The sequence below is a fragment of the Levilactobacillus huananensis genome (genome assembly GCF_003946145.1).
Taxonomy (GTDB): Bacteria; Bacillota; Bacilli; order Lactobacillales; family Lactobacillaceae; genus Levilactobacillus; species Levilactobacillus huananensis.
This window is the reverse complement of the sequence record NZ_RHOC01000003.1, coordinates 172,111-193,465: the sequence shown is the minus strand read 5'-3', so window position 1 is coordinate 193,465 and position 21,355 is coordinate 172,111. Positions and strand designations below refer to the sequence as shown.

General features: G+C 46.6%; 20 protein-coding genes, 1 other RNA gene and 1 other annotated feature. Of the genes, 10 read left to right on the top strand and 11 right to left on the bottom strand.

The annotated features are described in order from the left end of the window. Positions 1-21 precede the first annotated feature (21 nt). The 3 genes from EKM71_RS04220 to EKM71_RS04210 form a co-directional block, all read right to left on the bottom strand. Positions 22-1,341 (bottom strand): bifunctional folylpolyglutamate synthase/dihydrofolate synthase, encoded by a 1,320-nt coding sequence (locus tag EKM71_RS04220; protein ID WP_125573406.1) that lies wholly within the window; start codon positions 1,339-1,341, stop codon positions 22-24. A gap of 268 nt (positions 1,342-1,609) precedes the next feature. Continuing rightward, complete coding sequence (locus tag EKM71_RS04215) at positions 1,610-4,276, bottom strand: valine--tRNA ligase (protein WP_125573405.1); 2,667 nt, start codon at positions 4,274-4,276, stop codon at positions 1,610-1,612. Between the two features lie 65 nt (positions 4,277-4,341). Further along, positions 4,342-4,555, bottom strand: a binding site (T-box leader). A 23-nt stretch (positions 4,556-4,578) separates the two neighbouring features. Further along, entirely contained in the window at positions 4,579-5,088 is a 510-nt protein-coding gene (locus EKM71_RS04210) for a thiol peroxidase (RefSeq protein ID WP_057878077.1), read from the bottom strand. Positions 5,089-5,649: 561 nt separating this feature from the next. On the opposite strand from EKM71_RS04210, the gene EKM71_RS04200 reads away from it, so the two are divergent. Together EKM71_RS04200 and EKM71_RS04195 are read left to right on the top strand one after the other, a co-directional pair. Further along, positions 5,650-6,105, top strand: a complete 456-nt coding sequence (locus EKM71_RS04200) for a TetR/AcrR family transcriptional regulator (protein WP_263853561.1) — start codon at positions 5,650-5,652, stop codon at positions 6,103-6,105. 159 nt (positions 6,106-6,264) lie between these two features. Continuing rightward, the gene (locus EKM71_RS04195; protein ID WP_191986170.1) at positions 6,265-7,251 is read left to right on the top strand and encodes a D-2-hydroxyacid dehydrogenase; all 987 of its coding nucleotides are present in this window, start codon (positions 6,265-6,267) and stop codon (positions 7,249-7,251) included. Positions 7,252-7,349: 98 nt separating this feature from the next. Here the strand turns inward: EKM71_RS04195 and thiI are convergent, their stop codons facing one another. From thiI to ezrA, 3 genes are all read right to left on the bottom strand, one after another. Further along, positions 7,350-8,567 (bottom strand): tRNA uracil 4-sulfurtransferase ThiI, encoded by a 1,218-nt coding sequence (gene thiI / locus EKM71_RS04190; protein WP_125573402.1) that lies wholly within the window; start codon positions 8,565-8,567, stop codon positions 7,350-7,352. Positions 8,568-8,586: 19 nt separating this feature from the next. Next, positions 8,587-9,732, bottom strand: a complete 1,146-nt coding sequence (locus tag EKM71_RS04185; protein WP_125573401.1) for a cysteine desulfurase family protein — start codon at positions 9,730-9,732, stop codon at positions 8,587-8,589. A 185-nt stretch (positions 9,733-9,917) separates the two neighbouring features. Beyond that, on the bottom strand, positions 9,918-11,651 hold the full coding sequence (gene ezrA, locus EKM71_RS04180; RefSeq protein ID WP_125573461.1) for a septation ring formation regulator EzrA: 1,734 nt from the start codon (positions 11,649-11,651) through the stop codon (positions 9,918-9,920). A gap of 186 nt (positions 11,652-11,837) precedes the next feature. On the opposite strand from ezrA, the gene EKM71_RS04175 reads away from it, so the two are divergent. After that, entirely contained in the window at positions 11,838-12,308 is a 471-nt protein-coding gene (locus tag EKM71_RS04175) for a GAF domain-containing protein (RefSeq protein ID WP_125573400.1), read from the top strand. A 198-nt stretch (positions 12,309-12,506) separates the two neighbouring features. Beyond that, positions 12,507-13,112, top strand: a complete 606-nt coding sequence (gene rpsD / locus EKM71_RS04170; protein WP_057878082.1) for a 30S ribosomal protein S4 — start codon at positions 12,507-12,509, stop codon at positions 13,110-13,112. Between the two features lie 126 nt (positions 13,113-13,238). Here rpsD and EKM71_RS04165 read toward each other — a convergent pair whose 3' ends face one another. After that, a complete protein-coding gene (locus EKM71_RS04165; RefSeq protein WP_125573399.1) occupies positions 13,239-13,610 on the bottom strand; it encodes a hypothetical protein in 372 nt (123 codons plus the stop codon). Between the two features lie 361 nt (positions 13,611-13,971). Between EKM71_RS04165 and EKM71_RS04160 the strand changes: the two genes are divergently transcribed. After that, complete coding sequence (locus tag EKM71_RS04160) at positions 13,972-14,931, top strand: hypothetical protein (RefSeq protein ID WP_125573398.1); 960 nt, start codon at positions 13,972-13,974, stop codon at positions 14,929-14,931. Positions 14,932-15,038: 107 nt separating this feature from the next. Here EKM71_RS04160 and EKM71_RS04155 read toward each other — a convergent pair whose 3' ends face one another. Genes EKM71_RS04155 through EKM71_RS04145 form a run of 3 tightly spaced genes read right to left on the bottom strand, consistent with a single transcriptional unit; the run spans position 15,039 to position 17,111 of the window. Beyond that, positions 15,039-15,386, bottom strand: coding sequence for a hypothetical protein (locus EKM71_RS04155; protein ID WP_125573397.1), 348 nt, complete (start codon positions 15,384-15,386; stop codon positions 15,039-15,041). Between the two features lie 23 nt (positions 15,387-15,409). Beyond that, the gene (locus tag EKM71_RS04150; RefSeq protein WP_125573396.1) at positions 15,410-16,465 is read right to left on the bottom strand and encodes an AI-2E family transporter; all 1,056 of its coding nucleotides are present in this window, start codon (positions 16,463-16,465) and stop codon (positions 15,410-15,412) included. Between the two features lie 46 nt (positions 16,466-16,511). After that, positions 16,512-17,111, bottom strand: coding sequence for a DUF1054 family protein (locus EKM71_RS04145; protein WP_125573460.1), 600 nt, complete (start codon positions 17,109-17,111; stop codon positions 16,512-16,514). Positions 17,112-17,185: 74 nt separating this feature from the next. On the opposite strand from EKM71_RS04145, the gene EKM71_RS04140 reads away from it, so the two are divergent. The 5 genes from EKM71_RS04140 to EKM71_RS04120 all read left to right on the top strand — a co-directional run bounded on the left by EKM71_RS04140 (position 17,186) and on the right by EKM71_RS04120 (position 20,099). Then, a complete protein-coding gene (locus tag EKM71_RS04140) occupies positions 17,186-17,644 on the top strand; it encodes a YueI family protein (protein ID WP_125573395.1) in 459 nt (152 codons plus the stop codon). A 44-nt stretch (positions 17,645-17,688) separates the two neighbouring features. After that, positions 17,689-18,939 carry a replication-associated recombination protein A gene (locus tag EKM71_RS04135; RefSeq protein WP_125573459.1) on the top strand — a complete coding sequence of 417 codons (1,251 nt, stop codon included), beginning with the start codon at positions 17,689-17,691 and terminating at the stop codon, positions 18,937-18,939. Between the two features lie 37 nt (positions 18,940-18,976). After that, a non-coding RNA gene (ssrS, locus tag EKM71_RS04130) (6S RNA) lies at positions 18,977-19,167 on the top strand. Between the two features lie 68 nt (positions 19,168-19,235). Next, complete coding sequence (locus tag EKM71_RS04125; protein ID WP_125573394.1) at positions 19,236-19,523, top strand: hypothetical protein; 288 nt, start codon at positions 19,236-19,238, stop codon at positions 19,521-19,523. Between the two features lie 96 nt (positions 19,524-19,619). After that, on the top strand, positions 19,620-20,099 hold the full coding sequence (locus EKM71_RS04120) for a universal stress protein (protein ID WP_125573393.1): 480 nt from the start codon (positions 19,620-19,622) through the stop codon (positions 20,097-20,099). Positions 20,100-20,159: 60 nt separating this feature from the next. On the opposite strand, the gene EKM71_RS04115 is transcribed toward EKM71_RS04120, so the two are convergent. After that, on the bottom strand, positions 20,160-21,020 hold the full coding sequence (locus EKM71_RS04115) for a helix-turn-helix domain-containing protein (protein ID WP_125573392.1): 861 nt from the start codon (positions 21,018-21,020) through the stop codon (positions 20,160-20,162). Positions 21,021-21,355: the final 335 nt, after the last annotated feature.

Here is a 21,355-nt window from a genome sequence, read left to right as displayed (position 1 = left end):
AACTCCGTAAAGTGAGCTGGCTTATTCGTCGGTGTCTTTAAAATAGTGTCGAACTTCCGAAATGAAGTAGAGTGACCCCGTCAAAAGTACCAGATCATCGGCGGAAATACTCGACAAGACATCCTTCAGGGCACTTGGCCAATCGGGCGCCATCGTGATTCGTTTGTGCGAGGACACGGCATCTTCTAAGGCCTGCGGTGTGGCCGCAGCACGCTTTCCAGGTCCTTGGAATTGTGTCACGACAATATGCACGTTAGGCACTGTGAGTAGGGTCTGAACCATCTTCTCGTACTGCTTATCCGCCAATACCGCCAAAATGATGTAACTCTCATGTTGCTTGAAATGTTGGCGCAACAGGTGAGCCAACTCAAGCATCGCTGGCTCATTATGTGCCCCGTCGATTGCAATTAAAGGTTCCGTATTCAGCCGTTCGAAACGCCCTGGCCAAGCAGTATGCCGCAAGCCTTCACGAATATCCACTAAGCGCATCGGTAGGTGCCGCAACTGATGATAGATGGTAAATGCCGTCAACGCCGTGGCCGCATTGTCGATCTGATATTCTCCTAGTAAATCGATTTTCAAGTGACGCCAATGCTGATCATCCCAATGGTAGTCGAAGCGTTCACCCCATCCATCCTCTGGTTGGTTCTTAACGGTAAAGTCACGACCCAAGGCCCGCACATCAGTGTGTTGACGGGTTGCCGTCTGGTCCATCACAGCCAGACCATCCGGCGTCAAACGGCCACAGACCACTGGAACGCCAGGCTTAATGATCCCGGCTTTTTGCGTCGCAATCTTGGGGATGGTGTCACCTAAAATCTTCATGTGATCCATTCCAATCGTGGTGATGACTGACACAGCCGGTGTGATGATATTCGTTGAGTCATACAGGCCACCCAGCCCGACTTCTACAATCACGATACCCACGGGATGACTAGCAAAGTAACAAAACATGAGAGCCGTGTCGATTTCGAACTCGGTGGGTCCCTCGGCCCCTAACTTCTGGTCCAGTTGAGCCACAACTGGCTGAATCTGATTGACCATGGCTAACAAATCATCGTCAGGAATCGGCTGACCATCCGTACTGATCCGCTCATTAAAGCGGGTGATGAATGGTGAGGTAAATGTCCCCACGGTCTGGCCCTCAGCCATGAATAAATCTCGTAAGTAAGCTACCGTAGACCCCTTACCATTGGTCCCGGCAACGTGAATCATTTCTAACTTTTCTTGTGGATCACCCAAGATGTGCATGAACTCCCGCATCCGGTCAAGCGTCGGCTTTTTCTTGAAACGGTCTCGACCGTGGATGAACGCTAAGGCTTCGTCATACGTTTTTAACAAAATGAAAACCTCCCGCTAAATCACTATTTCTTAGTGTAGCAGATTTTTTACGAAGTGGACCGCAATTGTGCTACCACGACCGAGAAAACGGTCTAACCGTTCGGAACCTGTCAAATTTCTGAAGAAAGATTAAGGTTTTCTCTCAAACCACATCAAATCATCGCCATTTTTCGTTAGTCCTAGTATGGACTAAACCATTAAAAATCACCATCTCCAAACGGAGATGGTGATTTACTAAGACCAAGTTTCAGTCTCACATGATTTAAGTTTAAAGTTGCGCCTTGATGTCGGCCAAACGTTGTTGCGTAGCAGCTAACTTCTTTTCGTTATCAGCTTGCTTGTCACGTTCAGCGTTAACCACATCTTCTGGTGCGTTAGCAACGAAACGTTCATTACCTAACTTCTTGGTTGCCCGCTGAACTTCGGCAGTAAACTTAGCAACTTCCTTGTCCAAACGTGCCGCTTCATCATTCAAGTCAACCAATTCAGCTAATGGTACGGAAACCTCGGCATCCGTAATCACAGCCGTCATGGCCAGCTTAGGTGCGGTCAAATCAGCGCCAATTTCAAAGTCCTTCGGGTGAACAAACCGGTCGATAAAGTCGCGGTTGCCTTCGAAGACACTCTGTAAGTTGGCATTGCTGGTCTTGACCTGCAAGTCGATTGGCGTGGACATTGGGGCATTGGCTTCGGCCCGAATGTTCCGAACGGCCTTGATCAAATCGATCAGACTAGTCATATCACTTTCGGCCTTGGCATTATTAAATTCTGGGTGATCCACTGGGTAAGCGGCCGTCACTAAGGACTTGCCGTCATGTGGCATCGCTTGCCAGATGGCCTCGGTCACGAATGGCATAATTGGTTGGAGTAAGCGCAAAGTTTGGTCTAAAACGTAGGCCAATAGATCTTGCTTGGTTGCCTTAGCGGCTTCATCGTCGCCATTCAAGACTTCCTTACTCATTTCAATATACCAGTCACAGAAGTCGTTCCAGATAAAGTTGTACAGGGAACGACCGGCTTCACCAAAGTCGAACTTGTCAAACATTTCAGTAACGTGCTTAACGGTGTCGTTCAAGCGGCTTAGAATCCACTTGTCGGTCAGATCCCACTTGTCAGCTGCGGGAACGACTGGCTTGGTGTTTTCACCCAAGTTCATGATCACAAACCGACTGGCGTTCCAGATCTTGTTGATGAAGTTCCAAGCGGAGTCCATCTTGTCATAACTGAAGCGCACGTCTTGACCGGCCGTTGACCCCGTGGACAAGAACCAACGTAAGGCATCAGCACCATACTTGTCGATGACGTCCATTGGATCGATCCCGTTACCAAGAGACTTACTCATCTTGCGACCGTCTTCGGCCCGAATCAATCCATGTAACAGAACATGTTTGAACGGTCGTTTACCGGTAAATTCGAGACTTTGGAAAATCATCCGGGAAACCCAGAAAAAGATGATGTCATAACCCGTAACCAGGGTATCTGTTGGGAAGTAGCGCTTGAAATCAGCACTGTCCTCATTAGGCCAGCCCATCGTGGAGAATGGCCACAGAGCACTGGAGAACCAGGTATCCAAGACATCAGGATCTTGTTCCCAGTTTTCGATGTCCTTAGGGGCTTCTTCATCTACGTAAACCTCACCAGTCTTCTTGTTATACCAAGCTGGAATTCGGTGTCCCCACCAAAGCTGACGTGAAATGACCCAATCGTGGACATTCTCCATCCATTGCGTGAAAGTATTTTCGAATCGTTTAGGAACAAAATCAACTGCATTGTCCCCTTCTTGATTCTTAATTGCTTCTTCTGCCAATGGTTTCATCTTCACAAACCATTGCGTAGAGAGCCTAGCTTCGACTTGAACCCCTGTCCGTTCAGAATGTCCAACGGAATGAACAATTGGATCAACCTTGATCAATAGGCCTTGTTCATCCAAATCAGCAACCATAGCCTTACGGGCGTCGAAACGGTCCATGCCAGAATACTTACCAGCGCGGTCGTTCATCGAAGCGTCTTCGTTCATGGTATTGATTCGTTCAAGATTGTGACGATTTCCAACTAAGAAGTCGTTAGGGTCATGGGCTGGTGTAATCTTCACCATCCCCGTCCCAAAGTTAATGTCGACGTATTGGTCGGCAATAATTGGAATCTCACGGTTAGCCAGTGGCAAGATAACCTTCTTGCCAACCAAGTCCTTGTACCGATCGTCATCCGGGTTAACGGCAACGGCCGTGTCCCCCATCATGGTTTCAGGACGAGTTGTGGCAATTTCGATATAGTGCTTGCCGTTAAATGTGTCATCTGGATTAGCAAATGGGTATTTAACGTGGTAGAAGGCTCCCTTGTCATCCTTGTGGATAACTTCAATATCGGACAAGGCCGTCCGAGCTTGTGGATCCCAATTGATAATGTATTCGCCACGGTAAATTAGCCCCTTCTTATACAGGGTAACAAAGACCTTCTTAACGGCGTCGGATAAGCCATCATCAAGCGTAAAGCGTTCACGAGAGTAGTCCATAGACAACCCCATCTTGGCCCATTGCTTGTGGATAGTTGCGGCGTACTCGTCCTTCCATTCCCAAACCTTGTCGACGAACTTTTCACGACCGAGATCGTAACGGGTAATCCCTTGTTCACGTAAACGTGCTTCAACCTTGGCTTGCGTGGCGATTCCGGCGTGGTCCATCCCTGGAAGCCAGAGGGTATCGAAACCTTGCATCCGCTTCTGCCGGATGATCATGTCTTGTAACGTCGTGTCCCAGGCATGGCCTAAATGCAGCTTCCCGGTAACATTTGGTGGTGGTAAAACAATCGAGTAAGGCTTAGCTTTCTTATCCCCACTAGGTTTAAAAACATCTTCATCGAGCCAAGTCTGGTAACGACCGGCTTCGACGGCGGTTGGGTCATACTTGGTTGGCATATCAACTTGTTTGTCTGCCATCAGAATCATATCCTTTCTTGTGCTTAAGCTACGCGTCGGTGACACAAAAAAACTCTCCATCCTAAAATTAGGACGAAGAGTTCTTCGCGGTACCACCTAAATTGGGCGTTTATGCCCCACTTAACTTCTTTGTTAACGGAGAGTGCTCCGGAATGACCCTACTCTAGTTCAGATCATCAGCTCACAAGCTACGTTCACGTTTCACGACTGACCGGATTCCAGCACCCCCGGCTCTCTGTACAGTCCCTCAAACGCTACTGACTTGTTCCTAGCTATTTTTAATTAGTCTACTCAATTTTGACCTAAAGATCAACTCGTGGAACTAATTTTTCCAAAGCCTCGATGGCCTCCAGATAGTTAGGCTCGTCAGATTGTTCAGTCACGATCTGACGGTAAACGATCTTACCTGTCTCGTCGATGATCCAAATTGACCGAGCCAAGTTACCCAGGTTAGGCACATATAGACCCATTTCGTATCCGAAGGAAAGCTCTTCATCGGATAACAGGTCGACGTTTTCGACGCCTTGTGCGGCACACCAGCCAGTCTGTTGCGCAATCGAGTTATTTGAAATCGTCGCAAACCGTGCAGCTGGATAGTGGTCCGCCTGCTGTGTGAACTTCCGCGTTTGCAATGTGCAAACCGGCGTCTCAAGGTCCGGAACAACACTGATCAATGTCACTTTACCAATCAAATTTGCCGTTTTAACCTTGACATCTTTCTGATCAAAAACTTTAAACTTTGGTAACTGATCCCCTACTTCTGGCAGCGTGCCGGAGAGAGAAAATGTATTGCCGAGCCGTGTAACTTCCACGCAGATCAACCCCTTCAAGATGTTTATCGGTAGAACCGATATCTGCTTTAATTATCCCGCAACTAGGGGGGCAAAGACAAGCGTTTTGATATAAAATCACGAAAAACTCATGATTAGTCTTTTTCTAAAACAAACGTGATCAGCCCTATTGACGACTATTAACTTCGTTATTGAAATTTCAACGGTCATCATCATCGATTGACCGCTAACTAAATCAGTAATTTCATCCCAAAATACTTTACCAAAACTATGGTCCCCCCATGACGACCAAGATACCACCAACCAATCATAAAAACATGTTGAAATTAATTTAGAAACTGCTGTGCCACCGATAATCCCCGGCAATGCAGCAAAAATTAAATATTTTCCCAACTTAAAACGAACATTATGGATTCGAACTTGTGTCAAAAAAACGAAAAACAGAGCTGGGAGTGCGACAAACAATGAGGTTGTTACTGCTGCTATAGCCGTAGCCACCTTTAACTGACTAGTTAAGACGCCTAGATAAAGAGAAGCCCCGCCGCCCAACTATTTCAACAAAACGGCGTGGAACAAGTCAGTATGAAGGATATCTCCGCTGCTGCCGAGTTAGGGCCAGGCACTTTATATCGCAATTATCCAAACAAAGGGGCCCTTTGTTTGGACCTCGTTTACGACCACCTACAGGCCTTTATTAGCCATCAAAAAAAGCTCACCCCTACCACTTCAACTTGGCCAGTATTGCTCACGAATTATCTCAACTTTCGTGAAGAAAATCGTGGTCTTCTGGGTACCATCGAGAATTCTTCTCAAATTGACTTCACTCAGACCCCCCTCTACCACGAACTCTCACAGCTCTTTTCCCCCTTTCTTCAAGCCATTCTGCCCAATGCCACAACGACGACCATCCAATTCAGGACAGACATGCTTATCGCAATGCTAAAAAGCGATAGTTATGCCTTCCAGCGCAAGCAACGGGGGTTAAGTAATGCCCAAATCAGTCAAATGCTCAATGCTATTTTACGATCACCTCTGTAGCGACTTTTGTCACCAATTTAATTGTTATTTCTCTTAACAAATGCTACCTCTGTTTATTACCCTAAACTGCTAAATCATTAACTGATCACTTGCACGCGCCCCATCTCATGGTGTTCAATTGAAGAAAGCGTTTTAATAATTTAAATGGAGGTTTTCGTGATGAAAATTCTTTGTTATGGCACATTAGCTGTTGAGGAGCCCTACGCACGCGCTTGGGGTAAAGATCATGACGTGCAAGTGGACTTGACCAGTCAGCCACTGAGCAGCGCCACTGTCGAACAGGCAAAGGGCTATGACGGCGTCTCAACTAAGGGAATTGTTCCGGTCACCGCTGACGTCTATGCCGCCCTTGAAAAATTTGGGATCAAACAGATCGCCATTCGTCAGGTTGGTGTCGATAATCAAGATGTTGCGGCTGCCAGTCAACACGGCATTACCTTGACTAACGTAGCCTCTTATTCGCCACGGGCCATCGCTGAAATGGGTGTGACTCAGGCGATGTCCTTACTCCGGCACGTTGGTATTTATCAGGATCGGATGAAAAAAGGAGATTTCACCTGGGATGCAAGTACTATTAGTACCGAAATTTTCAACTGCACCGTCGGCCTAATCGGTGCTGGCCATATTGGCAGTGCCACCGCTCAAATTTACAGTGCTTTGGGCGCCAAGGTTCTGACTTACGACCCCGCTTATGATGCCGCCATGGAGCCATTCACCACCTATACGGATAAAGACACCATCCTCAGAGAGGCCGACATTATTTCGTTACACACGCCTCTTCTCCCTTCAACTAAAAACATGATCGACGCAGCTGCTTTCAAGAAAATGAAGCCTAACGCCATTTTAATTAACATGTCTCGCGGAGAATTGGTCGATACAGCCGCCCTCATCAACGCCTTAAAGACGAAACAGATCGCTGGTGCGGGTCTTGATACTTTAGCAAATGAGGTAACCTTCTTCACTCAGAAAAAGCCTTACACGGATACACCACAAGACTTCCAAGAATTAAACGCCATGCCAAATGTGATTATCACGCCGCATGTCGCATTCTTTACAAAACTCGCGGTTAAAAATGGCTTGGAGATTGCCCTTAATGATGCCCAAACCATCATTGCGGGTAAGCACAGTCGCCATGCCGTTAATTAAATTTGGCAGCTAACCCGCTCATCTTTCTTAGAAAAAGAGCACCTCGTTACTATCTTTTAGATAATGACGAGGTGCTCTTTTAATTTTCTATCATTAAATTAAAGTAACTCAGCGAAAACATCTTCGTTTTGATTCAGGTAGTTATCCCCCGGCCGAATCTCGGAGATGACGATTCCATCGAGAGCTTCCTTCATCAAGCCTTCAACGTCGATGTACCCCTCATACTTCCGGGTCTTCTCCAGATCCGGACGGGTCTTAGGAGATGGCGGCGTGAAGATGGTACAGCAGTCCTCATATGGCAAGATAGACAGATCATAGGTGTCGATGTCCTCGGCAACCTTGATGATTTCCGTCTTATCCAGCGACAGTAATGGCCGCAAGATGGGCATTGTCGTCACGTCATTGATGGCTTGCATACTGTCAAGTGTCTGAGAAGCGACCTGCCCCAGAGATTCTCCGTTAAAGATTCCCTTGGCATGACGCATTTCGGCCACGGCCACAGTCAAACGAAGCATTAAACGCCGTTGAACCGTCATCAGATAACCTTCGGGCACCTTTTCCTTGATCGTTTCTTGGATCTTGGTGAATGGCACCTGAATGAATTGAATACCACCGGAATAGCCGGCCAACTTAGCCGTCAATTCCTTGGCCTTAGCTAGAGCTTGTTCAGAGGTGTATGGTGGACTGAAAAAGTGCACCATATCAATCTTAACTCCACGACGCATGGCATAGTAAGACGCAACCGGCGAGTCAATCCCACCAGACAACATCATCACAGCCTTGCCACCAGTACCGACAGGTAATCCCCCGGCACCTTGAATGGTCTTACCGGACAGGTAAACCCCATTCATTCGAACTTCGACGCGAAGTTCGATGTCAGGATGTTTCATTTGAACACTAATTCCGGGAACATTGTCCAAAATAGTGTCACCCATAATGTTATTCATTTGGTAAGTATCGTACTTGAATTCTTTGTCCTGACGCCGCGTGTTGATCTTAAACGTCATCCCGGGTTCGAAGACTTCCTTGACCATGGCCACTGCAGCTTCTTTGATAGAATCAAGATCCTTATCAACCTTCACAGAAGGTGAGAAGTTTTCAATTCCGAAGACACCCCTCAGACGTTCCATGACGGCGCTTGAATCTGCCCCATTCAATGTAACGTGTAACCGGTCGTGTTGTGCTTTAACCTCTAATCCGTCAAATTCGCTAAGTGCTTTGCGAACATTTTGGCCCAGCTGCTTGATGAAGTCTTTCTTATTTTTTCCCTTCGTCGACAGCTCGCCGTAACGGACCATAATTTCACTGTATTCCATTGCGCGACCCCTTTCGTAATTAGGCTAGCTTCTCAAATTGCGTATAGAGTTTGTCAAATACGCGGTTAAATTCTTCAGCTTCCGCCATGGTGTTGTGTTCGTCTAATGAAATCCGGATAGCACTGGTGGCAATGCCATCATCGACCTTCATGGCCTGTAACGTGCTAGATTCCACATGTTTCTTTGATGAGCAAGCACTGGTCGTTGAGATGTAAATATCATGTTCCTCAAAAGCGTGCACAACTGTTTCCCCCCGGACACCAGCAATCGCAAAACACAGAATGTGTGGTGCAAACACAGGCAAGTCCTTAGAGAAAATCGTCACATTAGGAAAAGCCTCAACGTGATGCAAGATCGCTAAGCGAATCTCACGTTGCCGCTTAACCTTCTCATCTTCACCGTCAAGCAATAATCGTAAGGCTTTGGCCATAGCAGCAATGGCTGGCAAGTTTTCGGTCCCGGAACGCAAATTCCGTTCCTGGCCCCCGCCGGCCATCAGCGGTGTTAATAACCGTCCCTGACGTTTATACATAAAGCCAATACCACGAGGTGCATGAAATTTGTGCCCTGAGAAAGTCACAAAGTCGACCCGATCATTAAAGATCTTATCGGCTAACCCCTTCCCAATCCCTTGAACGGCATCGATGTGCCAGTGAATCCGTGGAAAATCGCGCATGACGTCGGCAATGTCGTCGAGTGGTTGAACCGCTCCGATTTCATTGTTAACGGCCATGGTTGAAACCAGGATCGTCGTTGGTTTGATCGCCGCACGCAGATCCGCAGCCGAGACCCGTCCATTCTCATCGACGGGCAGGTAAGTCACCTCGAAGCCCTGTTGCTTCAACTGTTCCATGGAATTGTGGACTGCTGGATGTTCAACTTCAGTGGTGATCAGGTGATTGCCAAACTCACGCTTGGCCATCGCTGTTCCCTTAATCGCCCAGTTGTCGCCCTCGGTACCGCCACTCGTGAACAGAATTTCACTAAGCTTGGCTCCGACAAGATCGGCAATCTGTTGACGAGATTGTTCCAACAGGTTAAAAGCTTGTTCCCCAAACTTATGCAAACTGGAAGGATTTCCCCAGTAGTTGGCACTAACTTTGGCATACGTATCAACTACTTCTGGCGCAGCCTTAGTGGTTGCACTGTTATCAAAATAAATCATACTGAACCCTCTTATTCTATTTTCTATTGGTTCGACTCCGATAGAAATTCTTTCTAATTATAAACACAAAATTCGCTGATCACAAGCCCCATGCCTCGTGATTGCGGTTTCACTGTGATTGCAGTCTGACAAATTCTAGACAATTAAAAAGAGTTCAGGTCATCCCCAAACTCTTTCTGCATGATTTAGTTGGTCGTGCCATCGCGATGTGGGGCCGTCTTGCCTTTACTCTGGTAATAAGCATCCTCGAGACGCTTGTAAGAACCAGGTTCAACCTCATCCAATACCGTCGCGATAGTTTCCAAGGCCTTAGCATATTGGTGTTCCGTCTCGAATAAGTCGGAAGCTTCTTTGCTAGCCGCAGCCACATCGGGATGGCTAGTCTGATAACGGTTGGCATATTGTAGCAACTGTTCTGCTAATTCTGCACTATCGATCAGATCGTCGGTCTTCTCTTGTAAGGTGTCCAAATCCGTTTGAATAATCAACAACTGCTTGGTAATTCGCTCCATATCAATCTGAGGCTGGTCCATGTCGTTAGCCAGTTGAGCGACCTCGTCGCGAACGACGAAGAAGTAATCCAGATAGTCTTGAGGAATTCCAGGTAAGTTAATATTTTCGACCTGACGCCGTAAACTATGTAAGTTGAAATCAAACTGCTGTAACGTATCTCGAGCCTGCCGCTCTTCATCGGCTAACCCAGCGACACTCTGCATGATTTGGCCCTGTTGTTCTTCAATCTGTTGAACATCTTTCTGCTGCTGTTGCTGGTGTGCCAACACCTGCGAGAACGTGGCATTTTTGGCTGTCAGATCTTGCACATCCTTCTGATAGATACCATCAATCGACCGCAATTGCTCGTTCAGTTCACGTGCCGTTTCCAGTTCTTGATGGTCCAATGTGTAGTTCTGACCCAAACGGTCCAACTCACTCAACAGCGTATGGCTTTGATTTTGGGCATGCGCAATAAACTTGGCAACCCTATCCAAGTTGGCTTCAACGGGATCCTTAGCATCAATTTCGGTTTGCATAACATCGTAGACTTGGTCAATCTGTTTGGCAATTCGCTCATTAACGACTTTGGCGTCGTCTGGACGCAATTGGCCCAACGTCTCAAGGTTTTTCTTGGTCCGGTCTTCAATTGTCTTGATCAAGGCTGGCACATCGGTTTCACCAAACTTAAAATCCTGGGCGGTCAATTGATCATAACCCGCTTGTAATTCCTTAACCTGGTCTGGAAAAATCACCGTCAGATCTTTATAAACAGGTGGAATGGCCTTAATTAAGGCCTTTAAATTCTCAGTGTCTTCTTGTAACTGAGTCAACACATCGGCGGCCCGTTCGTGGTCCCCCTCATCTGTCAGACGAGAGAACGTATCGAAATTATCTTCAATATGGCTCAACTGTTCTTCAAGCCCATCAATACTAGGACCAAAGGCAAAGTTCTTGGCCAATAATGTCTTCCGTAAGCCTTGGTACTCTTGTTCAAGTTGCTTAACTGCTTGGCGATGTTGCTTGTCAACCTCTTGTAAGTGGGTCAACTGGCCTTGAACCGTTTGAATGAGCTCCTGGGTCTGGTCAACCAAGGCGGTGACCTTAGTCAATCTCTGGTTAAGCTGCAGGAGGTTCATCCCCCGCGAGTCGGCATCTAATTGGGTCAACTGTTCATCCATACGCACAAATCGATTTTCGTTAATATCCACAAAATCGGCCTTCAGCTGATCATATTGATCGGCCGACTGCCCAGTAAGGCTGAGTTGCCCCACTAAACGAAGCTCTTCTTCCAGTGGAATTTCCACCATTGCTTCTTTTTTTGCGGTTAACGCCGTGACTTGTCGGCGAATTCGTTGCTGGTAAACCAGCACACCGGCATACACGATAATCGCCAGTATGACAATTCCAATTAGCACAGCTACCATATTGACCCCATCCTTCATCCACATTTCAACGTTTAACGAGTTGCAAAATCACTCGGTTCATCTTACAATTTAATCTAATCTCGATTATAGCATAAGTCACGCCTAGGCTTCACTACGTTTTCACGATTCTCTTAACCTTTTTGCCTATACGCGACTATTTATTCTTATCAAATTGGAGGCCTTTTCATGAGTGATCAAATTAATCCCTTACTTACTGAGCAACTCGATGCACTTTTATATGAAGAAACGAATTTTGTGGCAAACCTTGCCAACGCCTCCGCTCTCTTGAAACAAACGCTAACCGACATCAACTGGGCTGGTTTTTATCTTTACCAACCAGCCAGCGACGACCTCATTCTCGGTCCCTTTCAAGGCAACGTGGCCTGTGTCCACATTGAAAACGGCCACGGGGTCTGTGGAACTGCACTAGCTACGCAGAAAACACAATTGGTTCCTGACGTCCACGCCTTTGCCGGTCACATCGCCTGTGACTCGGCCAGCAACTCTGAGATTGTCGTTCCACTGACCTCAAACGACGGAACCAAGTTAGGTATCCTCGACATTGACTCCCCCATCAAGGGACGTTTCACGACCGATGATCAAGCAGTTCTCGAGGAATTCGCCCATGTTTTGCTGAAACACATTGACAAAGCCTAGCTAACCTGGGTATAATGGCGTTTGTGTAAAATAATGCAGCGATAAGTGGTAAGCTCGTCAACAGATTGTTGCCGTTACATTGGTTCAGGAAGTAACCTGCGGCTGCATACGGTGAAACCTGCAAAGCAATCTGCACGAATACTAAACTTATATACAGCTTATTTTACTCCAAATAATATTTTATTGGAGGAACTATCTATGTCTCGTTACACTGGCCCAAGCTGGCGTATTTCCCGTCGTTTAGGGGTTTCCCTTTCCGGCACTGGTAAAGAATTAAACCGTCGTCCTTACGCACCTGGTGATCATGGTCAAGGTCGTCGTCAAAAGTTATCTGAATACGGTACGCAATTGCGCGAAAAGCAAAAGCTCCGGTTCACTTACGGCATGACTGAACGTCAATTCTACAACTTGTTCAAGCGTGCCGGCAAGATCGCTGAAGGTACCCATGGTACTAACTTCATGATCTTACTCGAACGTCGTCTTGACAACATGGTTTACCGTTTAGGTTTGGCTACTACTCGTCGCCAAGCTCGTCAATTGGTTAACCATGGTCACATCACTGTTGACGGCAAGCGTCTGGACATCCCTTCATATGAAGTTGAAGTTGGTCAAGTGATCAGCGTTCGTGAAAAGTCCAAGGACTTAGCTGTTATCAAGGGTGCTGTGGAAGCCGTTGTTGGCCGTCCACAATACGTTCAATTCGACGCTGACAAGCTGGAAGGTTCTCTTACCCGTTTGCCACAACGTGAAGAATTAGATGCAGAACTCGACGATGCTCTTATCGTTGAATACTACAACCGGTAAGATTCAGTTCTTAATCGGTATATGGAAAGACTTGTCCTTGTGGCAAGTCTTTTTTGTTCTGTTTGCAGTTATTCAAGACCAATAAGTAGAACCACCCTACCCCTTGCGGATAGAGTGGCTCTTTTACTACTTAGTCAAATGTAAGTAATGACCATATTGATTCATTTTAAGGTTATGCTTTGTGAAGTGAATCTTAGGCGTAGATTCATATTTTCTTGCCTCAGGTTCATACCCGCGGAATTTATAGGTTCGCTTTCCAACCTTCTTATACCGCAAGTGGGTCAATACAGGATCAGCGTCATTCATTGCAAATCTAGTCTTGCTAATGTGAATAGAGTCATACATCGCGCCTTTAGGAAATTTAGCTTTATCCGTCCAAGTTCCCCGAGTGATTTTCGGTGAACCCTTATGCCATGATGCCGCTTGTGCAGTGGTACTCGTTCCAAGAACAGGTAACAGAACAAGGACCGAAGCCATCGCCAACAATGTTTTCTTCATAATATAAACCCCCATAACTATTGTTTGAACAGTCTAATTATAGCGCTAGTGCTCACTTATATCATCGTATAATGTGTATTTTATTATATTACTATATGCCATTTTGAGGTCTGAAAGCAAAAGTAATCAGGCTCTATTAGTTTTAGAAGACTCTGCTATTTCGGGAAAACACCTATAGTCTATGCCTCTTCATCACATAATCAGAAAGTGGTGACCTATTTCCCCGTACCAAAAAACGACAAAGGTTTAGAGAACCCAATTAGCCACCCAAATATTTAGCGAGCCAAACTGGGTTCAGATTTAGTTATACTGATGTCAGTAGGAAGTTTCAGGGGAAACTATTATTTAGGAGGAATTTAGATTGTTTAAGATAAAAAGAAAAAGCACGCTATTGTTCATGTTACTGGGTGCTGTTATAGGAAGTTTAGGTGTTACTAGCGCATCTGCCGAAAAAGCAACGCTCGTAAATACCGGGAAAAATGTCGACACTCTTGTTCATAAGGTTGATATTCGAAAATTGGCGTACTTCGACGTAACATTTGATTATTCAGCTTCGCACAAATTTCGTCAGAGTCAATACAAAACTTTTAAATTAAAAAAAGCAGTAAAAATAACCGATGAGTACAAACACAAATCAACTACTTTGCCCAAGGGCTCAATCGTGGCTGGATCTAGCGACGGTAAGGGCAATCTCACCTACATTAGCAACCCCTCTCTGAGTATTAAAAATCAAAAGCTAGTTTTTAAAGCGCTTGGCAATGTGCATGAAAGTTATCCATCGTCCAAAAAAAATGGTAGTGCTCAACAACCATATACTAGGACAACCGCTTTTTCTTACAACTCGCTGGCTCAATTTCCTTTCCTATCTGTTAAGTCCAACAATCCTGTCTATGATCCTAGCGGTTATTCTCTACCTTTCGTTTCTATTTCCGCAGATAGCCAGCTTGTTTACCACACCAAGGGATCAAGATATGAACCGACGCGTTATGCAAAGATTAAGAAATTCAAATTCACCCGTTCTAGCGTAACCTATTATTTAGCAAAACCAGTGAAGGGCGTTGTCACTAAAAAGGTTAAATCTGGTAAAACTTATCTCTATCGTGTAACTTTTAAAATGGGCCGCGTCTTTCAGGCATTGCTCCGGGATGCTGACAGTAATGGTTATAATCTCACCATTAACAACGGTAAACAAGAATTTTTCTTTTACCTTAGAGATCTAGGTTGGAAATATGTCGGCTCAGTTATGGGCGTGACCGGTGCAGATGCCGTTTCTCCTGAAGATACCCAAGCAGCTACTGATTACATTCAGGGACTGTATTAAACACCATGCTGAATATCAAGTAAATAGAATCAAAAAAGCAGTCGCATCCCCCACTCCAAGTGGCTTGCGACTGCTTTTTATATACCTACGATTATCGTGTTTCTCGACTACTTCTTCAGCGTAGCTGGCTTCGCCACATACCGATTAAGTAAATGAAATCCCGAAACCTTATCAACCGTCAGCACGTGGACATCCGAATTATCATTGGAGAAACGCGCACTGACTTGATAGTATTGCGATTTGTGGCTTCCGACGTAATTTTCAACTGCTGACCCCGACATCTTCCAAGGGCCCGACAACAACGCCGCAACGGGATGGCCCTGTTGGAGAATGCTCAGGCGAACTGCATTGCTCGGAACAAATGGCGTGAAGGTGCCAACTAAGGCGAGGACAATGAGACCACCCCACAGCCATTTTGACCGTTTTGTAAACCAGCCTTGTTTCTTTTCTTTCATCACGCCGCTTCCTTTCTAAAAGGCTACTCTGTTCGTGAGTTCATGTCCGCGTCTTTCGACATCACGCGATGAGGCTTTAACTGAACATCGAAGACATCCAGGAAGAACGCCATCAATGGCATTCCAACCAGTAACCCCCACGTTCCAAAGAGTTGTTCACTAACAATCAGGGTGATGAAGGTCACGAAAATTGGTAAATTAGTGGCATTGGCCATCAGTCGTGGATGCAGGAAGTAAGATTCAAACATGTGAATCACAACGATCAGCACCAGCACAGCGATGACGCGGATAATGCCACCCGTCACGAAGGCCACAATCGTTAAAGGAATCAGTGAGATCAATACCCCGGCCACCGGAATCAGCCCCAGGAAGAAAACCATAATTCCCAGAATTAACAGGCTAGGCATGCCGATCGCCCACAGACCCAGGACCATCAAAATTGTATTAATCGTACAGATCAATAACTGTGTTTCGATAACCGTCCCAAAGATATGAACAAACTTCATAATCAGTTGGCCCATTGGGACGAACAGTCCTGCGAAACGGCTTCGTGTGAACGCATGGGCAAACGACTGAAGCTGAACCTTGGTCAGATTGAAAATGAAACTAAAGAAGAAGGCCAATAGGATCGTTTCCACACCAGAGCTCAGCCGGGAGAGCTGACCAATTCCACTAGTCAACAGGTTCTTCCCATTGCTAATAACCGATGCATTCTGTGAGAGGTTCTTCACCATTCTGGTCACTTGGCTCTGAAGCTGGGGGTAAGTATCGATTAATCTATCAATCGTGTTCGGTAGGTTTGAAGCCTCCGACACCAGTGGTGGAATAATCTGTGAGAATGCCGCCACGAGAATTCCCAGGAACAGGATATAAACCAACAACGTCGCCCACAAGTGATGCAGATGCAAGTGCCGTTCAATGCCACCAATCGCCGCGTTTCCCAGATAAATAAAAATCACCGTAAACAACGCCAGCGACAGAAACGACTGGGCCTTCCAGGCAATAAAGATCAGTAAGACTAAGGCGATGTAAGTCATCGTCAGTGGATTTTGCCAAGTCCGCTTTAAAAATGCAATCAAAAAAAATCCCCCTCTAATTTTGGTAAGCACACCCCACTTTGTGGGATTAAATTTGAATCAACTGGTCATACACCGGGAGCAATGCTGTCACACATTCTCTAATTGTGGCCGCCTGCGCCTCTGGTGTCAACGTAAAGAAGGCATCCCCCCGATGGAATTGCCGGCCAACCTGCCATTCAGCATGCCGATCGATCTGAGTCGCCATCAATGCTTGATAATTCTCATGCGTGAGTGAAACCCCGGAATTCTTGTCCGTATGATCGCCCCCACATTCGAAATCACTGGGCAATGTCATGACGAGATCTTCCTTCAGACCGCGCAACAAGGCCTGACGATTCTTGGCCTCCTGTAACACGGCTAGCCAGATAAAGAACCGGTCGTCCCAGAAACCAATCTCCAGATGCGGTAACATCTTATAGCCCCGCTTGGACGTACTAAAAGCCACCCAGGTATCAGTGGGCGGATTCTTGGTCCGTCGTAAATGTTTTGAGACGTGATCATAGATTGGCACCGCCAGTGTGGCAAAAACCGGTTTGAGATCCGCCACCGTCGCCATGAACTTCGGATCAATCTGTTCTCTAATCTTTCCTAACCGTCCGGGCAACGTTTGATCCTCAAATACGCGAAAGTCTTGGTCCTCGTACATCGCTAATCCCCCTTCTAAACGTTCAATTGATTCCATGTTATACTAATAGAACTAACTTGGAAAGAGGGATCCTCATGGCTGAGAAGAGTCAAATGGAACAACATCTACAGAATTCGGTCTATGGCACACCGATGGTTCACCCCGATGAACAACGCCATTACCTGGGAACATTTCGCGAACGTGTCTCCCTCGCCATGACGATTGCTGAGGTCACCAATGCCCAGAATGTTCGGACCTTCACGCGTGAAATCAGCGCGCATCCAGACCTGCAGGTGATTTTTAACGGCCACATCGACCAGAGTGACCTGGCCCCTTATCTGAAGGCCACGGGTCAACACAACTTAAAATTTACAATTCGTCAAGATGACTTCTACGGCCATCAAGCCGCGGATCTGGGTCTCGTCGTCGCCAGTGACCATGCGATCGACCAGAATCCCATCACCTTAACTGCTAAATATCCAACAAAACCAACTCAGGCCACGCCACCGACAAAAAAGTCGGGTTGGCTTACTCGTCTCTTCGGTCATCATTAAAGAAAGGACCTTTTATTTTGGCACAACATCCATTAGCCTACCGTATGCGGCCTCAACGCCTTGAAGATATCGTGGGCCAACAAGACTTGGTAGGCCCCGGCAAGATTATTGCCCGCATGGTGGCGGCTAAACTTCTGTCGTCTATGATTCTCTATGGCCCACCAGGCACAGGAAAAACCAGTATTGCCAGCGCAATCGCTGGATCCACAAAATATGCTTTTCGCAAGTTAAATGCTGCGACGGACACTAAGAAAGACCTTCAGGTTGTTGCGGCCGAGGCCAAGATGAGCGGGACCGTCATCCTGTTACTCGACGAAATTCACCGCCTAGACAAGACCAAGCAGGACTTCTTACTCCCTCACCTAGAGAGCGGTCGTATCATCCTCATCGGCGCCACCACCGAGAATCCTTACATCAACATCAACCCGGCTATCCGGAGTCGAACCCAGATTTTTGAAGTTCACCCCCTCTCTTTGGACGACATTAAAGTGGCCTTGAACCGGGCTATCACCGACAAGGAACGTGGCCTCGGCGGGTTGCCTTTACAAGTTGATGCCGATGCTCTCGACTTCATTGCTGGAGCTACTAATGGTGATCTCCGCAGTGCCTTAAGTGGCTTAGAACTAGCCGCACAATCTACGCCCCCAGCCGAAGACGGGCAAATTTATGTGACACGTGAGATTGCCGAGACCTGCTTGCAACGTAAGGCCTTGGTGGGTGACAAGAACGGGGATGCCCATTACGACGTCATTTCCGCCTTTCAGAAATCCATTCGAGGGAGTGACACCGATGCTGCTCTACATTACCTGGCACAACTAGTGGCGGCTGGTGACCTCCCGTCAATCTGTCGGCGACTGATGGTCATTGCTTACGAGGACATTGGCCTCGCTAACCTCCCTGCCGCAGGACGCACCGTACAGGCCGTACAAGCCGCACAACAACTGGGCCTGCCCGAGGGACGAATTCCCCTCGCAGACGCCGTCATCGAGCTGTGCTTGTCTCCTAAGTCCAACTCTGGAATTGCTGCCATCGACGGCGCCCTAGAAGATGTCATGGAAGGCCACAATGGGGCCGTACCAGAACACCTCAAGGATGCCCATTACAGTGGGGCTAAGAAGCTGGGTCATGGGAATGGTTATCAATTCCCTCATGATTTCCCTAATGACTGGGTCAAGCAACAATACCTACCAGACAGCCTCAAATCAGCACAGTACTATCACCCCAAGACCAATGGCCGTTTCGAAAGTCAGTTAGCCGAACAATACCAGCGCCTTCGTCAGGCAAATCGAAAGTGATAAATTGAACTTCACCCCATAATATGCTAATATCAAGGTGGTTCTAAGGTGTACGCGTTGTCTCACTACAAGTTGCCGAACAAGTAATTTATATATGGGAATGTTCTATGGTGGAGAAGATGGCAGGCCTTTTCACTTGGAAGTCAGACGCTCCAACAGACATTCCCCCCTGCATTGTCATCGCGGGTCAACATGACTGGACAATTAACGGCACCACTTAGATCAACCAAAGCTCAGCTTTGAGGACCATTCCATTGAATGGTCCTTTTCTTTTCAAATTAAAGGAGGAACACCTCGTGCTCATAACTATTTTAATGATCTGCTACACCGTGCTGGCCCTCGGCATTGGTTGGGGCGCCTATAGTCACCGTAACCGACCATTTTTGGTCTTTCATCCGGAAGAAAACGCGGTCCTCAGTAACATCCTGAAAGTCGGCGGGATCATCCTTCTACTCGTTGGGATCCTCTCAGCAGTAGCGACCGCCCTGAACAATACGATCCTCATCATCATTGCCCTCTTAGCGGGCATTATCGTCATTTTGGCTCTTCAAATTCTAATGGTTCGTTGGTTGCCTAAAGCGTAACCGGTTTCATTTTCTCCGAGAATTTCTGCCATTTTGCTTTTTATTTGGCCATAAATAACGTATGATAAGAGTATAAAGTAATGAGAGGTGAACAATATGTTACAACAATATAAGCACATTTTAGTACCAGTCGACGGTTCCTACGAAGCAGAATTAGCTTTCAAGAAAGCGGTCGCTGTGGCTAAGCGTAACGATGCTGATTTACATCTCGTTCACGTTGTTGATACGCGGGCTTTCCAAAACATTTCCAGCTTTGATACCAGCATGGTTGAACAAGTCACGGAAACGGCGAAGAAGACACTTGATAAGTACGTTGCCGATGCTAAGGCTGCTGGCCTAGACAACATCGATTACGCGATTGAGTATGGCGCGCCAAAGACGATCATTGCCCGTGATGTCCCTCGGGATAACGATACAGACCTGATCATGATTGGGGCAACGGGGTTAAATGCCGTTGAACGTCTCTTGATTGGTTCTGTTACCGAATATGTTACTCGTACGGCTGTCTGCGACGTTATCGTTGTTCGGACTGATTTAGATAACCAGCCCGCCAAAAAGACTCATCCAGAAAAATAAGCCTTATTAATCAGTAAAAGTCGCTGCCCCATAACGGGGCAACGACTTTTTTGTGTCTATTTAATCAGCAATAATGGTACTTCCTAATTGAGGAGTTAACCGTTCTTGCAAGGCAACGTTGTGGGTCACCAGTGCCAGAGTCCGCGCGATACTCAAACTCCGTTTGGAAGCAGTCGTTGCCAGGAGAGCCTTCTCAGCCTCCCCCTTCATTTCGTACAGGACATCGATCAGGTACAGTGACCCTTGGTGCTTAACGGCCCGCAAAGCGGCTTCGACGTTATCAATCACCAGTTGTGGCTGTTCCAACTTCAGATACATCTGAGCAATCTGATAACGGGCCCAGATGAGTCGCTTAAAGTTATCTTCGTCATGCCATTCAAAATCATCGAGGTAACCGACTGCGGCATTCAAATAGAAACGTGCCTTGTCGAGTTCCTGACGATTGAGGTAAGCCGTGGCCATGCCGACGTTACCGACAATCGCATACAGATCCCACGGCATCCGGTAGGCGCGGTGAAGCAACAAGTTAAAGTGAAAGATTGCTTCGTCCGGCCGATTACGAGCGCCAAGTTCCACAAAACCGCGGTAGTAATGGTAGCGTTCGCGGTCAAAGGCATTCTGAACATTCGTCATATTAACCTTACCCAGCAGATCATCCGCGAGCGCATAGTCCTCACGACGGATCGCCCCGGCAATATCGTCGAATTGTTCATCCATCCCACTCCCGAGACCGGATAAAACATCATTTAATGAAATATTGAGCCGCCGGCAAATCTGTAAGATAATCTTGATGCTCGGTACTTTGTTCTTTTTTTCCATCAGACTAACCGTCGCTTGGGTACAAATCCCTTCGGCTAGTTCTTGTTGTGACAAGTTCTTCTGCTTCCGATATTGTTTAACTTTACTCCCTAATAAACGCATCTCATCTCTCCCTCACGAGTCGTAACGTTAGGTACCCAACATGATAAAGCCGAACATTACTCAAAACGTGACCAACGACCATTCCCCGACACTTAAGTTGTTTCATCCGTTAATATTCAGCCCCTGGTAATGACTGGCCAGATTCGGCCTGTTTATCGTTAATTACAATAATAGGCGATTTATAGAGAATTACAAGCAATATGCGATATCATTAAGAAAATCTAATCTTTCTAGTCCATTCACTCATTTTAATATAAAAACTGTAATAATAAGGTTTTTAAAAAGGCGGACATCTTTCCCGCCATGGTTTTTATTGTACGTAAATAATCGATTAA